This window comes from Sphingopyxis granuli, assembly GCF_001559015.1.
GTDB classification, from domain to species: domain Bacteria; phylum Pseudomonadota; class Alphaproteobacteria; order Sphingomonadales; family Sphingomonadaceae; genus Sphingopyxis; species Sphingopyxis granuli.
This window is the reverse complement of record NZ_CP012199.1, coordinates 103,591-118,052: the sequence shown is the minus strand read 5'-3', so window position 1 is coordinate 118,052 and position 14,462 is coordinate 103,591. Positions and strand designations below refer to the sequence as shown.

At 63.9% G+C, this 14,462-nt stretch carries 10 protein-coding genes; 8 read left to right on the top strand and 2 right to left on the bottom strand.

The features are described from left to right. Positions 1 to 20 precede the first annotated feature (20 nt). The 5 genes from SGRAN_RS00575 (at position 21) to SGRAN_RS00555 (ending at position 7,844) form a co-directional block, all read left to right on the top strand. The gene (locus tag SGRAN_RS00575) at positions 21 to 1,307 is read left to right on the top strand and encodes a dicarboxylate/amino acid:cation symporter (RefSeq protein ID WP_067179785.1); all 1,287 of its coding nucleotides are present in this window, start codon (positions 21 to 23) and stop codon (positions 1,305 to 1,307) included. Between the two features lie 2 nt (positions 1,308 to 1,309). Next, complete coding sequence (locus SGRAN_RS00570; RefSeq protein ID WP_067179783.1) at positions 1,310 to 1,771, top strand: RidA family protein; 462 nt, start codon at positions 1,310 to 1,312, stop codon at positions 1,769 to 1,771. A 178-nt stretch (positions 1,772 to 1,949) separates the two neighbouring features. Further along, positions 1,950 to 5,048: a TonB-dependent receptor plug domain-containing protein gene (locus tag SGRAN_RS00565; RefSeq protein ID WP_067179781.1), complete on the top strand. Its 3,099-nt coding sequence runs from the start codon at positions 1,950 to 1,952 to the stop codon at positions 5,046 to 5,048. A gap of 83 nt (positions 5,049 to 5,131) precedes the next feature. Then, positions 5,132 to 6,595: an amidohydrolase gene (locus tag SGRAN_RS00560; RefSeq protein ID WP_404950388.1), complete on the top strand. Its 1,464-nt coding sequence runs from the start codon at positions 5,132 to 5,134 to the stop codon at positions 6,593 to 6,595. A 1-nt stretch (position 6,596) separates the two neighbouring features. Beyond that, positions 6,597 to 7,844 (top strand): amidohydrolase family protein, encoded by a 1,248-nt coding sequence (locus SGRAN_RS00555; RefSeq protein WP_082737028.1) that lies wholly within the window; start codon positions 6,597 to 6,599, stop codon positions 7,842 to 7,844. A gap of 22 nt (positions 7,845 to 7,866) precedes the next feature. Here the strand turns inward: SGRAN_RS00555 and SGRAN_RS00550 are convergent, their stop codons facing one another. Both SGRAN_RS00550 and SGRAN_RS00545 read right to left on the bottom strand, forming a co-directional pair. Further along, a complete protein-coding gene (locus SGRAN_RS00550) occupies positions 7,867 to 8,346 on the bottom strand; it encodes an Lrp/AsnC family transcriptional regulator (RefSeq protein WP_037512420.1) in 480 nt (159 codons plus the stop codon). Between the two features lie 12 nt (positions 8,347 to 8,358). After that, positions 8,359 to 9,684 (bottom strand): dicarboxylate/amino acid:cation symporter, encoded by a 1,326-nt coding sequence (locus SGRAN_RS00545; protein ID WP_082737027.1) that lies wholly within the window; start codon positions 9,682 to 9,684, stop codon positions 8,359 to 8,361. Between the two features lie 314 nt (positions 9,685 to 9,998). On the opposite strand from SGRAN_RS00545, the gene SGRAN_RS00540 reads away from it, so the two are divergent. The 3 genes from SGRAN_RS00540 to SGRAN_RS00530 all read left to right on the top strand — a co-directional run bounded on the left by SGRAN_RS00540 (position 9,999) and on the right by SGRAN_RS00530 (position 14,458). Then, entirely contained in the window at positions 9,999 to 10,688 is a 690-nt protein-coding gene (locus tag SGRAN_RS00540) for an RNA polymerase sigma factor (protein ID WP_053555670.1), read from the top strand. Positions 10,689 to 10,702: 14 nt separating this feature from the next. Then, the gene (gene metC / locus SGRAN_RS00535; protein ID WP_082737026.1) at positions 10,703 to 11,908 is read left to right on the top strand and encodes a cystathionine beta-lyase; all 1,206 of its coding nucleotides are present in this window, start codon (positions 10,703 to 10,705) and stop codon (positions 11,906 to 11,908) included. A 75-nt stretch (positions 11,909 to 11,983) separates the two neighbouring features. After that, on the top strand, positions 11,984 to 14,458 hold the full coding sequence (locus tag SGRAN_RS00530; RefSeq protein WP_067179775.1) for a TonB-dependent receptor plug domain-containing protein: 2,475 nt from the start codon (positions 11,984 to 11,986) through the stop codon (positions 14,456 to 14,458). Positions 14,459 to 14,462: the final 4 nt, after the last annotated feature.

Here is a 14,462-nt window from a genome sequence, read left to right as displayed (position 1 = left end):
GAAGCCGGAACGGGACAGTCATGAACAGAGCTTTCGCCTTCATCCTCATCTTCGCCATGGTCGCCGGGATTGCGGCGGGCTGGTTCGTGAATTCGCATTACCCGGCCGCAAGAGCCGCCGAAATCGCCGACAATCTCTCGATCCTTACCGACCTCTTTCTGCGCCTCATCAAGATGATCATCGCGCCGCTCGTCTTCGCGACCCTCGTTGCTGGGATCGCGCATATGGAAGACGCCGCCGCGATCGGCCGCGTCGGCGCGAAGACGATGGGCTGGTTCATCGGGGCCTCGATCGTGTCGCTCTCGATCGGGCTCGTCATGGTCCACCTGCTCCAGCCGGGCGCGAGCCTCGCGCTCGACCTGCCGACAACCGGCGCTGAAGGCCTCGTCGCGACCGGCGACTTCTCGCTCAAGCAATTCGTCACCCACCTCATCCCGCAATCGATCGTCCAGGCGATGGCCGAGAACGAGATCCTCCAGATCGTCGTCTTCTCGGTCCTCGTCGGCTCGGCGGTGGCCGCCATCGACGACAAGGCTCCCGCCGTGCTCGCCCTCGTCGAGCAGGTCGCCGCGATCATGCTCAAGGTAACCGGCTTCGTGATGAAGACCGCCCCGGTCGCAATCTTCGCCGCGCTCGCCTCGACCGTCGCGACGCAGGGCCCCGGCGTCCTCGTGACCTATGCGGGCTTCGTCTCGGGCTTCTATCTCTCGCTCGGCGCGCTCTGGCTTGTGCTTTTCCTCGCCGCGCTCGCGATCATCGGCACGCGCGCCTTCGGACTGTTCCGCAGCATCCGCACTCCGGTGCTCCTCGCCTTTTCGACCGCCAGCTCGGAAGCCGCCTATCCGAAGACGATGGAGGAGCTCGAGAAGCAGGGCGTCAACCGGCGCATCGTCTCCTTTGTCCTGCCGCTGGGCTACAGCTTCAATCTCGACGGCTCGATGATGTATTGCACTTTCGCGGTGCTCTTCATCGCGCAGGCCTATGGCATTGACATGAGTATCGGCCAGCAGATCACGATGCTGCTCCTGCTCATGGTGACGTCGAAAGGCATGGCGGGCGTCCCGCGCGCCTCGCTCGTCGTGATCTCGGCCACGCTCGCCTATTTCAAGCTCCCCGAGGCCGGACTGCTCCTGATCCTCGCGGTCGACCATCTGCTCGACATGGGCCGCTCGGCGACCAACGTCGTCGGCAATTCGGTCGCCGCCGCCGTCATCGACCGCTGGGAAGGCCGTCGCATGGCGCGCGAAGCCGCCACCGGCGAGCCCGCACCCGCCGAACAACTGCCCTCTCTCACAGCCAAGGAGTGATCATGCCCAATATCGAAACCCGCCTCGCCAGTCTCGGGATCGAACTGCCCCAGGTCTGCCCGCCCGTCGCCAACTATGTGTCGTCGACCCGGTCGGGCAACATCGTCCAGATCTCGGGCCAGCTCTCAACCCATGCCAGTGGCGGGATCAAGGGCATTGTCGGCGCCGACTGCAGCCTTGCCGACGGCATCATCGCCGCGCGGCTCTGCGCGATCAACCTGATCGCCCAATTCAAGGCGGCCGCGGACGGCGATCTCGACCGCGTCGCGCGCGTGCTCCGGCTCGGCGGCTATGTCCAGGCGGGTCCCGAATTCTACGAGATCCCGACGGTGATGAACGGCTGCTCCGACCTTATCGTCGACGTGTTCGGCGACGTCGGCAAACATGCACGCTCTGCGATCGGCGTATACCGCCTGCCTTTCAACTTCGCGGTGGAGGTTGATGCGGTGATCGAACTGGTCTGAACGGAAGCAGGGGTTAGTAAGACGGAAAATTCGCTGTAGCGCAATGGGTTGTAATTTTGTGCGCCAATGTTGATGGGGATGTTTCGATAACTTGCGTCAAAGCAAGACGAGATGGAGGAAAAATCCACTCGCCGCACGGAGGATGACCCGCCAATCGGTTGAAAACAGGGGACATGGCATGACGAACAGCACATATTTTAGCTACCGGAAGCAAATTCTCGCCGCCGCATCGTTGATTGGAATGATCGTTGCGCAAAACGCGACGGCGCAGGAACAGGCTACGCGAACTGAAGCTGCGACCGAACCGCAAACGGCCCCGCGCGGTGAGGAAATCGTCGTCACTGGCAGCCGTATAGCAGGGACCAAGATTACCGAAGCCCTTCCGGTCACGGTCGTTGGCCAAGACGAGATAGCGGCCACGGCAGCCGTTTCGGGCGATGAGCTACTTCGCTCAATCCCTCAGATGAGCGACCAGTCGTTCAATAGCAGCAACGGCCAGACGAGCAGCAATTTCGCACGCGGAGACGTCGGTTCGATCGATCTGCGCGGACTCGGTGTCGGCAACACGCTCGTCTTGCTCAACGGACGCCGCCTCGTCCAACATCCGAGCAGCCAGGCGAGCACGTCACTCGCGCCGGTCATTACCTATAATAGTAACTCGATCCCGGTATTCGGCATCCAACGCTTGGAAGTACTGCGCGATGGCGCCGCGGCGCTATACGGCACCGACGCCGTTGCGGGCGTCGTCAACACGATTCTACGTGATAACGTCAACGGCGGCGGGGTATCGCTGCAATATGGCGGCGCCGAGGGAACGGGGCTACGCGAATTCAACGGCTCGGGTTACCTCGGCACCGACTTCGCCGAGAATCGCGGCAATATCTCGCTGCTGTTCAACTATACGAACCGCTCCGCACTGACCTCGCAGGACCAAGATTTCACTGCCACGGGGGATCACCGCTTCTTCGACGATTTTACCGGTACCGTCTTCGAGGGATCGAATAGCCTTGATGACACCAGCACGCTTTCGCAATGGGGCAACTTCACGACCGGCGGCATCCGCGTGCGCCGCGGAACGACCAACATCACAAGCGCCGGCGGCGTGTTTTCGATCCAGCCGACGGCGAACGGCGGCTGCTCGGCCGATCTTGGCGGCGGGATCTGTATCGACGACGCGACACGCGCCACGACCGGTGCCGACCGCAACACTCGTTGGGATTCGCAGAAGAATTTCCCCCAGTCGATCATTCCCCGGCTCGACCGGATCAATGTGTTCGCGAACGGCCACTACGACCTGACCGACAATCTGACACTTTTCGGCGAAGCTGGCTATTATTACGCCAAGACGCGAAGCATCCAGGATAGTGTTTTCTCGATCGGCTCAATCCAGATGACAGTTCCTGCATCCAACTATTGGAACCCCTTCGGCCCCGTTACCTTCGCCAATGGCATGGCGAACCCGAACCGCCTTGCAGGGATCGACGCGCCCGCCGCGGGCCTCCCGGTTACGATGACCAGCTATCGTTTCGTCGATCTCGGACCCACGGTGGTCGATGTCACCAACCGACAGTTTCGCGCTTTGCTCGGCCTGCGCGGCGAGGCGCTCGGCTTCAACTGGGAAACCGCTGCCCTTTATTCACAGGCGACGGTACGCGACGTCCAAGATGGGATCAGCGCCACTTTGCTCCAGCAGAATCTCGCGTTATCGACGCCTGATGCCTATAATCCCTTTAGCGGCGGCAATCCCGACGATCCTACCGGCCTACCGATTTCGGCCGGCAATCTCGCCGCGGGCGAGGATTTCCGGATCAAGACTGTCCGGCGCGGGAAATCGACCTTGGCGCAATGGGATCTCCGCGCTTCGAAAGCCGACCTGCTGACGCTTCCCGCTGGCGATGTCGGCATGGCCATCGGCGCCGAGTTGCGACGCGATTCCTATCTGGACGATCGCGACGAGCGAGTTGACGGGACGATGACCTGGACCGACAGCGTCACCGGCTTCGAACAGCCCAGCGACCTTTTTGGGGTGAGCCCAACCCCCGACACCAAGGGGTCGCGCACGGTCTTTGCAGCCTACGCCGAACTTGCGGTTCCGCTGATCGCGCCCGAAATGAATATACCATTGGTTCGCAGCTTCGAACTGCAACTGGCGGGACGGTACGAGCATTATTCCGACTTCGGCAGCATCGCCAAGCCGAAGATTGCCGGCGCATGGGACCTGTTCGATGGGTGGCGCATCCGCGGTTCGTGGGCGCAGGGCTTCCGCGCGCCTAATCTCGAACAAACCAAGGCCACCATCATCACGCGCGGCAACACGAGAAGAGATTATATCCGGTGCGAGGCTGATTTGCGCGCTGGACGAATAGCCACCTTCGACGATTGCTCGCAGAGTTTCGTGACCACCGGTCGACGGGCGGGCAACCCCGACCTCAAACCGGAAACCTCGACCACGTGGACGATCGGGACCGTACTTCAACCGCCCGCCTTCAATACGGGCCGGCTGCGGACGACCTTTACCCTTGACTATTGGCAGGTGAAGCAGAAGGGCATCGTCGGCGTGTTCGGCGAGGGCAATGCGCTGATCGCGGATTATCTGGCCCGCGTACAGGGGTCGAGCGACCCCACGGTTTTCCGTCTTGCGCCCACCGCGGACGACGTCGCTCTTTTCGCTGGCACCGGCATCGATCCGGTGGGCCGGGTGCAATATGTCGATGACCAATATCGTAACCTCGAACCGCAGACCGTTCGCGGCATCGATTTCGGACTCAATATCGGGCTGCGCGATACGGGCATCGGCGACTTCACGTTCGCCGCCAATGCCGCCTATCTGTTGAAATATTTCCGCGACGTTTCTCCCGACATCCAGATATTGCTCGACGCGCGGGCGGCCGGCGACATCAATATCGATACGGTCATCCCGGAGGGTGGCGATCAAATTCGTCGAGACCAATTCCCGAAATGGCGCGGTTCGGGCTCGCTTACCTGGAAGCTCGGACAGTTCACCGCAGGCGGCTTCGTGAATTATACGGGCAGCGTCATCGACAATGACATCTCCATCAACGGCGAGAATCTGCTGATAAAGGCTTACACCACCGCCAGCCTTTATGTGCAGTACGATCTCAAGGGTGGTTTCACCGACGGCACCCAACTCCGCGTCGGCGTCCGCAATATCACCAATGCGCAGCCGCCCATCGATTCGAGTTCCTTTGGATATATGGGTTCGCTCCATTCGCCGATCCCGCGCTACTGGTATGTCAACGTCCGCAAGACCTTCTGACGTCCCTGGACCGGCCGCTTCGCCGCAAGGCGAGGCGGCCGGAAAATTGCTTCCCTTCCTCTTTCGGACAAGGTGACACCAGCGTGGCCCGCTCTTTCATTGACCCAGCCCCTCAACCCTTCACCCACCGCCCTGGGCGCACTGCGCTGCTCGCCACCGCGCTCGCGCTCCTCGCTGGCTGCGCCGGCGACCCCTCCTCGGCGCGTCCCGCCAGCACGCCGCCGCCCGCGGAATCGGCGGCAGCGCCGGCGCCCGCACCGTTCGCGAGCACCTACCAACCGCGTCCCGCCGCCGACACGGCGATCGTCGGCGCCTCGATCCTGACCGGCACCGGCACCCGGATCGACGATGGCACGGTGCTGATGGCCGCCGGCAAGATCATCGCGGTCGGCGCCGATGTCGCCGTTCCCTCAGGCGTGCGCGTCATCGACGGGCGCAGCAAGTGGGTCACCCCCGGCATCATCGACGCCCATTCGCACCTCGGGGTCTTTCCGGCGCCCGGCGTCCAGGGCCATGCCGACGGCAACGAAAATATCGACCCCTATACCGCGCATGTCTGGGCCGAGCATTCGATCTGGCCGCAGGACCCGGTATTCACAAAGGCCCGCGCCGGCGGGGTCACCAGCCTGCTCATCCTGCCGGGTTCGGCCAACCTCTTCGGCGGCCGCGGCGTGAGCGTGAAGAATGTGCCCGCGGTGACCGTCCAGCAGATGAAATTCCCGGGCGCGCCCTACACGCTGAAAATGGCGTGCGGCGAGAATCCGAAAGGTCGCTACGGCAGCCGCGGCCGCGCCCCCGCCACGCGCATGGGCGAAGTCGCGGGCTTCCGCCGCGCCTGGATCGATGCCGCCGAATATAGCCGCAAGGTCGATATCTATGAAAAAAAGCGCGCGCGCGGCGAAGGCGGCGAGGCGCCCAAGCGCGACCTCGGGCTCGAAACGCTCGCAGGCGTGCTGAAGGGCGACATCCTCGTTCAGAACCATTGCTACCGCGCCGACGAAATGGCGGTGATGCTCGATGTCGGCCACGAGTTCGGCTACAAGACGCGCGCCTTCCACCATGCGGTCGAGGCTTACAAGATCGCCGACCTGCTCGTCGCCGACGATGTCTGCGTCGCGACCTGGGCGACGCGCTGGGGCTTCAAGATGGAAGCCTATGACGCGATCGAGGAAAATGCCGCGATCCTGAGCAAGGCGGGCGTCTGCGTTGCGATCCACTCGGACGAGCAGCGACTGATCCAGCGCCTCAACGTCGAAAGCGCGGTCGCGATCGCCGCCGGGCGCCGCGCGGGGATCGACATTCCGCAGGAGGAGGCGATCAAGTGGATCACCCTCAACCCCGCGAAGATCATGGGCATTGCCGACAAGACCGGCTCGCTCGAGCCGGGCAAGATGGCCGACGTCGTGCTGTGGAGCAAGAATCCGTTCAGCGTCTACGCCATCGCCGAGGAGGTCTTCATCGACGGCGCGCTCGTCCTCGACACGAGCGATCCCGCCACGCGCTACCGAAGCGATTTTGAAATCGGCCAACCGGTCGGGGAGGAATGAGATGCAACGACGGCTCCCAGTTTTCACAGGCATCGCCCTGGCCCTCGCTGCGACCGCCTCACCGGTCGCAGCGCAGACCTTCGCGATCACCAACGCGCATCTTCTGACCCCCGGCCCCGTCGGCGAGGTCCAGAATGGCACGGTCCTCGTGCGCGCTGGGCGCATCGCTGCCGCCGGCGCAAATGTCGCCGTCCCGTCAGGCGTGCGCACGATCGACGCCAAGGGCGCGACGGTCACTCCGGGGCTCATCGCGGTGAACACCGCGCTCGGCCTACTCGAGGTCAGCTCGGTCGACGGTTCGGTCGACAACAAGACGCATAATTCGGGGATCAGCGCCTCGTTCGACGTCCAGTACGGGCTTAACCCGGCGTCGACGCTCATACCTATCGCGCGGCTCGGCGGCGTCACCCATGCGGTCGTGATGCCCGACTATGACGACAGCGACAAGGAACGCGAACTGCCATTCGCGGGCAAGGCGGCGCTGATCTCGCTCGGCGAGGGCGCGGCTATCCTCCACCGGCCCGGGATCGGCATGATGCTCGAGCTTGGCGAGGATGGCGCCGCGCGCATCGGCGGCTCGCGCGCTGCCGAATTCGTGCAGCTTCGCCAGATTTTCGATCTCGCGCGTCAGGCGCCGCGCGACGAATATCCGTTCGAGCTCTCGCAGGCCGATGTCGCGGCGCTGAAACCCGTGCTCGCTGGCACGATGCCGCTGATCGTCGTCGTCCACCGCGCCGCCGACATCCAGCAGGTGCTGAAGCTGGCGCGCGACTACAAGCTCAAGATCATCCTGTCCGGCGCCGAGGAAGCCTGGCGCGTCGCCGACGAAATCGCGGCGGCGAAGGTCCCCGTGCTCATCAATCCGACCTCGAACATCCCCGCGAACTTCGACATGCTCGGTGCCTCGCTCCAGAACGCGTCGATCCTGAAGGCAGCGGGGGTCGAGATTGCGATCGGCGGCAACGACGCCGGCCACCGCGTCCGCGAGATGCGCTATAATGCCGGCCTCGCCGTATCGCGCGGGCTGCCCTATGCCGCAGGCATCGAGGCGCTCACGCTCGCACCCGCCCGCATCTTCGGCGTTGCCGACCAGATGGGTTCGATCGCACCCGGCAAGGCAGCCGACATCGTGATCTGGGACGGCGATCCGCTCGAGCCGCTCACCCAGCCGACCGCGATCTTCATCGCGGGCAAGGAACAGCCGCTGACGTCGCGCGCGACCGAACTCGGCAAGCGCTACGCGCGCTGACGCGCCGCGCCCGTACTGAAGGTCAGGACGGGCGCGCCGTGAGCGGCAGCGCGGTGGTGAACTTGATTTCTTCCATCGAGAAGGCCGAGCTTACATCGGTGAGCCGGATCGAACGGATGATGCGCCGATAGACCGCGTCATAGGCGGCCATGTTCTCGACCCTGAGCTTGAGCAGATAGTCGACGTCGCCGGTCATGCGGTAGAATTCGACGACCTCCGGAATATCGCGGATTGCCGAATTGAGCATCTCGAGCCAGGCTTCGCTATGCTCGGAAGCGCGCAGGCTCACGAAGACCGTAAGGTCGAGACCGAGCGCACTGGCGTCGAGGATCGTGACGCGCCGCGAGATCACTCCGCTTTCCTCGAGCCGCTTGATCCGCCGCCAGCAAGCATTCTGCGACATATTGGCCTTGGCGGCGACGGCCGCGACCGAGAGCGTCGCATCCTCCTGAAGAAATCCCAGAATCCGGACGTCGGCATCGTCGAGTGAAACGCGGGTCATGGTTTTCCTCCTTCAAACGTCTTGCGCGCCAACGAAGGAAGGCGCGGGTCGCGACGAGGCGTCATCCTCGCCGCCTCCATATCCATCGGCGGCCTCACTGACGGCATCCGACGCCGGCCCCATCCGTGCGATCGCCGTCGTCGCAGCGACATCCATGGTCACATTGCCAACCGTCCGCACGAGATCGGGGATCATCTCGACCGCGATCAGCAGGGCGAGCGGCTCGATCGGAATACCCATCGCGACGCAGATTGGCGCGATCGAGGTCAGAAAGCTCACTTGTCCAGGCAGACTCACCGACCCGATCGTCGTGATCGCTGCCACCGCGGCGCCCGCCGCGATCGTGGACGGCGCGAGCGATATGCCAAGCCAGTGCGCGACATAGATGGCGACTGCGAGGTTCATCGCCGGGCTCGTAACGCGGAAGATCGCGACCGCGACCGGCAGCGATACGCGCGACACCGAGCGGTCGATCCCGAGATCGGTCGATGCCTTCAGCATCGGCGGCAAGGAGGCGAGCGACGACTGGGTGCTGAGCGCGACCGCCTGCGCGGGTGCGACCGCCTTCGCGAAGGCGAGAAGACGCACGCGGCCACCGAATACCGCGACCGGATAGGCGAGCGCCCAGGCGGCAAGCCCGGCGCTCGACACGATCACGACATAATGGGCGAGCGCGCCGATCGCCGAGGTGCCGGCGCGCGCGCCAACCCCGAAGGCCAGCGCGAGCACGCCGATCGGCGCGAGCGCGAGCACCCAGCCGACGATGAGCAGCACCGCGCTCGCGATCGTGTCGAAGAAGGCGGTCACCGGCTCGCGCTGCACCGCGGGCAGCCGCGCCAGCGCGACCGCAAAGACCGCGGTGAAGAGGATGAGCGGAAGAAGCGCGTCGTTCGCGGCCGCGGCAAACGGATTGGTCGGTACGATCGAGCGGAGGAAGGCGGCAATCCCGACCGTTGGCGCCTCGACATGGGCCGATGTCGTAAGGCTCCCCGTGAGCGAGCGCGCGGCGTCGGCCGGCATCGGGAAGATACCGAGCAGCGCGGGAATGAGGAGCGCCGCCATCGCGGTCGAAATCCATAGCAGCGCAATGAACGTGACGACCGAGCGCATCGCGACGCGATCGCCGCGCGCGCTATCGACCGTCTTTGCGATCCCGGTGATCAGGAGCGAGACGACGAGCGGGATGATCGTCATTCTGAGTCCGTCGAGCCAGATACCGCCGATGCTGTCCGCAATCGTTACCGCATCGATGAGACCAGCGAGCCCGAGCCGCGTCCATCCCACGCCCAGCGCCAGTCCAGCGACCAGCGCCGACAAAATAAGCCAGGTTCTCGCCATGCGATCACTCCTCCTACCTCCGATGCGGGAGGCCCCTTTGCTTTGACGCGCTACGAACCGAACACCCCATCGCCCAAAGCGCGATTCCGCGAGGAAGTTTTGCGGTCCCTCGCCAAATGTTGCAGTTCCGAGGCGACTCCGGGGCAGATGATTCGACCGGACCGACGTTGTTCATGTAGGATTTCGATCATTTGATCGACCGAATACCGAACTATCAGTTCAAACATCCCAACATTCGCCAAATTCCTGCCAAAGTCGGTGATGAATTCACCCTAGCACTCATGTCATAAAATGTCGCCACAAGGGGACGCACGATGACATTCAGTGCCTATGGGGCCGAGTATGAGACTGAAAACGTCACGGCCGGCGATGGCTGGCAGACGTTCGAACTTATCGCTCCACCTCCGGAAAAGCCGCCGGCCACTCCCGCTTTGCCGTCCGACAACGCCGCGCCCGATCTTGTCGAAGCTTTCTGGCCGCACCTCCCGCTACTCAGGAAATATCTCCGCCGCCGCGTCCCGGTCGCCGACCTCGACGACATTCTCCAGGACGTTCTCCTCAGCATCATTCGCCGCGCCGACGCCGCCGCGGTCGCCCATCCCAAATGTTATCTCTTCCAGGCCGCGCAGGCCGCGCTCATCGATCGCCATCGCCGCCAGACGACGCGCCGCAGCGACTGCCATTGCCAGCTCGACGAACCTGACCATCCGGTCGACGAGATGTCGCCGCTGCGCATCCTGCTTGCCAAGGATGAGGTCCGCGCTGTCGAGACCATGCTCAGCCAGCTTCCCGAGCGGACGCAGGAAATCCTCGTCGCGATCCGTGTCGAAGGGTCGAGCCTGAAGAGCCTCGCGAACCGCTACAACATCTCGACGAGCGCCATCGAAAAACATGTGACCAAGGCCGCCAAGGCGCTCTCGGTCGTCCGCCGCAGCGATCTCGTCGCGGCACATCGCAACGGCGTGTCGCCGCAGCGGCAGAAACTCCTCTCCAATTCCATCTGAGAAAGAAAATATAGATGACGCTTTGCAGTATGGTTCACGAGCAGACGCGGCTCATCCACGGCGATACCCCGTGCGACGCGCTCCAGCGGACCCCCGGTCCGCCGATCCAGCGCGGCTCGACCGTTCTCCTGCCCAGCTGTGAGGCGCTCTACGACGGCGGCAAGGTCACCTACGGCCGCGTCGGCCTCTCGACCCAGCGCACGCTGCGCGATGCCCTGCGCGATCTCGAGAATGCCGATGAAGCCTTCATCTATCCCTCGGGCCTCACCGCGATCACCGGCACGCTGCTCGCGCTGCTCTCCGCCGGCGACGAAGTTCTCGCCTGCGACACCGTCTATAATCCGACCCGGCGTTTCCTTGCCGGCACGCTCGCGCGCTACGGCGTCACCGCGCGCTACTTCGATCCCGCCGACGATGCCGAAGCCATCCGCGCGATGATAACGCCGAAGACCCGTGTGATCTTTCTCGAATCCCCCGGTTCGCTGAGCTTCGAAATGCAGGACATCCCGGCGATCGCCGCAATGGCGAAGGAAGCCGGGATCATGACCGTGATCGACAATACCTGGTCGGCCGGCGTCCTCTTCAAGCCGCTCGATCACGGCGTCGACGTGAGCATCCAGTCGCTCACCAAATATGTCTGCGGCCATTCGGACGTGTTCATGGGGCTCGCCGCGGCGAAGGGCCATGCCGCCGAACTGCTCGCGGCGTCGAGCTATGAGACCGGCTGGGCGGTATCGCCCGACGACGCCTATATGGCGATCCGCGGTCTGCGGACACTCCATACCCGTCTCGCACAACATGGCGCCGCCGCGCTTCAGGTCGCCAAATGGCTCGAGGCGCAGCCCGAAGTCCATTCGGTGATGTGCCCCGCGCTGCCGAGCGATCCGGGTCATGCGATCTGGAAGCGCGATTTCACGGGCATCTGCGGCCTGATCGGCGCGGTGCTCCAGCCCGCGCCCGAAACGGCTGTCGCCGCGATGGTCGAGCAGCTCAAGCTTTTCGGTCTCGGTTTCAGCTGGGGCGGCTATGAGAGCCTCGCCATTCCCGTCGACCCGCAGCTCAAGGCCCGGACCCACAAGCTCAGCTATCCCGGCCCCTTGCTAAGATTGCACATCGGGCTCGAAAGGGTGGATGACCTCATCGCGGATTTGCGGCAAGGGCTCGACACCCTTTCGCAGGACACCGCAGCGCCACCGCGCAAGTTGAGGGCCGCAGGATAAGCGCCGAAACAAGCGGAAAACAAAAAAATCGCAGGTTCACCGGGGGAACGATTTTCCGTATTCAGGAGCAAGACCATGCAAAAATATACGAGACTGCTGGTGGGGGCGTCCTGCGTCGCCGCCGCCATCTCCATGCCTGCCTTCGCGCAGGATGCCCCGGCCGACGACGCCGGTGAAACGGCCTCCCAGTCCGAAATCATCGTCACCGGCACCCGCGGCCAAGCTCGTACCGTCATTTCGAGCCCGACCCCGATCGACGTGATCGGCGGCGAAGAGCTTGAAAAGCTCGGCGGCGGCATGCAGCTGCGCGACGCGCTGACGCAGCTCGTGCCGTCCTTCCAGTCGACGACCGTGGGCAGCTCGTCGTTCAACAGCCTGACGCGCCCCGCGGGCCTTCGCGGCCTTTCGGGCGTCCATGTCCTCGTGCTGGTCAACGGCAAGCGCCGTCACAACAGCTCGATCATCGACTTCAACTCGGGCGCGACGTCGCAGGGCGGCAACCCGGTCGATCTCGACCTCATTCCGTCGAGCGCAATCGAGCGTATCGAAGTGCTGCGCGACGGTGCCTCGGCACAATATGGCTCGGATGCGATCGCGGGTGTGATCAACGTCATCCTGAAGACCAATGACTCGGGCGGCAAGGCGACCCTCGAAGCCGGCCAGCGCTATGGTCGCGACGGCAGCGGCAGCGATGGCGAAACCATCTCAGGCAGCGTCTCGCACGGCTTCGCGCTCGGCGACGGCGGTTCGTTCACACTGTCGGTCGAAGGCAAGAAGGCCAATGCCGCCGTGCGCAACACCGACGTAACCGGGGCGCTTTATTTCCCGCTCGCCGGCGGTGTACCCGATCCGCGCGAACTCACCGCCAATCGCCGCACCTATCAAGGCGGCCTCCCCGACGTGAAGGACGTCAAGGTCGCGCAAACGCTCGTCCTGCCGCTCGGCAACGTCACCTTCTATTCGGATGGCACCTTCGGCTATCGCGACGCGCGCGTCGGCCAGGCCGGCCGCCGCCCGAACAGCAACCAGAACATCATCCAGATCTATCCCGACGGCTTCACGCCTTACTACACGCTGCAGGAAACCGACTTCCAGTTCACCGGCGGCCTTCGCGGCGAGACTGCGGGCTGGAACATCGATCTCAGCAGCACCTATGGCCGCAACTATGTCAAGAATGGCGCCGAAAATACGCTCAACGCGTCGCTCGGTCCGTCGAGCCCGACCGAGTTCAAGACCTTCAGCTCGGCGTTCGACCAGTGGACGAACAATCTCGACCTGACGCGTCGTATCGAGTTCGGCGGCGAGACGGCACTCCAGGTCTCGCTCGGCGCTGAATATCGTTACGAGAATTACGTCACCAAGCCGCTCGACGTCGACAGCTACCGGGCCGGGGGCTATTTCTATCCGACCGGCCCACTCGCCGGGCGCCCGGCACAGGTCGGCGCGCAGGGCGCGATCGTCGTCACCCCCGAGGATGCGGCGAACATCAATCGCAACATCTGGGCGGGCTATGTCGATCTCGCGCTCGACGTCAGCCCGCGTTTTCTGGTCACAGCGGCGGGCCGCTTCGAGCATTTCGACGACAGCTCGGGCAGCGTCTTCAGCGGCAAGGTGAGCGCACGCTATGAGCTGACCGACTGGCTCGCACTGCGAGGTGCGTTCAGCAACGGCTTCCGCGCCCCCTCGCTGGCGCAGCAGGACTTCGCGCAGACCTCGACGTCGATCAATCTTGTCGGCGGCGTCTATATCCCGGTGCTCACCAAGATCGTGAAGACCAACTCGGCGGTCGCGCAGGCGCTCGGTGCGCAGCCACTCAAGCCGGAGAAGTCGAAGAACTACAGCCTCGGCTTCACGCTGACGCCGGCGTCGGGTCTCTCGCTCTCGGTCGATGCCTATCAGATCGATCTCGACGACCGCATCACCCTCACCGGCCTGTTGTCGGGCACGGGGATCCGGAACATCCTGATCGCAAACGGCTTCTCGGGTGACCAGTCGGTGCGCTTCTTCACCAACGCCGTCGACACGCGCACGCGCGGCGTCGATGTCGTGGGCACCTATGCGTTCGACGTCGGCAGTGCCGGACGCCTGCGCACGAGCGTCGGCTTCAACTATAATGACACCGACATCAGGAAGATCGCAGCCAACCCGAGCGAACTCGCGGGCCTCGGCCTGACCCTGTTCGACCGGCGCACCCAGGGCTGGTTCACCTCGACTCCGAAGACCAAGCTGATCCTCGGCGCCAACTTCGAATCCGGTCCCTTCACGATTAACGTCAAGGAAACGCGCTACGACAAATTCAAGTCGCTCGATAATCTCGTCGGCGGCCTTCCCGTCAACGACCAGAGCTTCGGCGCCAAGTGGATCACCGATCTCGAGGTCTCCTACGGCGTGACCGAGAAGTTTCGGGTCGCCGCGGGCGCCTATAATATTTTCGACGTCTATCCCGACCGCACGACCGTCGCCAACACCATCGGGCTCGCCCCCTATGGCGCCGGACCGTTCGGTCAATATGGCGGCTATTATTATGGCCGGATTTCGCTCGATTTCTGATCCC

Excerpts from the sequence above, each read along its gene's own strand:
- SGRAN_RS00575 (WP_067179785.1), top strand. The coding sequence starts at position 21 with ATGAACAGAGCTTTCGCCTTCATCCTCATCTTCGCCATGGTCGCCGGG.
- SGRAN_RS00570 (WP_067179783.1), top strand. The coding sequence starts at position 1,310 with ATGCCCAATATCGAAACCCGCCTCGCCAGTCTCGGGATCGAACTGCCC.
- SGRAN_RS00565 (WP_067179781.1), top strand. The coding sequence starts at position 1,950 with ATGACGAACAGCACATATTTTAGCTACCGGAAGCAAATTCTCGCCGCC.
- SGRAN_RS00555 (WP_082737028.1), top strand. The coding sequence starts at position 6,597 with ATGCAACGACGGCTCCCAGTTTTCACAGGCATCGCCCTGGCCCTCGCT.
- SGRAN_RS00550 (WP_037512420.1), bottom strand. The coding sequence starts at position 8,346 with ATGACCCGCGTTTCACTCGACGATGCCGACGTCCGGATTCTGGGATTT.
- SGRAN_RS00545 (WP_082737027.1), bottom strand. The coding sequence starts at position 9,684 with ATGGCGAGAACCTGGCTTATTTTGTCGGCGCTGGTCGCTGGACTGGCG.
- SGRAN_RS00540 (WP_053555670.1), top strand. The coding sequence starts at position 9,999 with ATGACATTCAGTGCCTATGGGGCCGAGTATGAGACTGAAAACGTCACG.
- metC (WP_082737026.1), top strand. The coding sequence starts at position 10,703 with ATGACGCTTTGCAGTATGGTTCACGAGCAGACGCGGCTCATCCACGGC.
- SGRAN_RS00530 (WP_067179775.1), top strand. The coding sequence starts at position 11,984 with ATGCAAAAATATACGAGACTGCTGGTGGGGGCGTCCTGCGTCGCCGCC.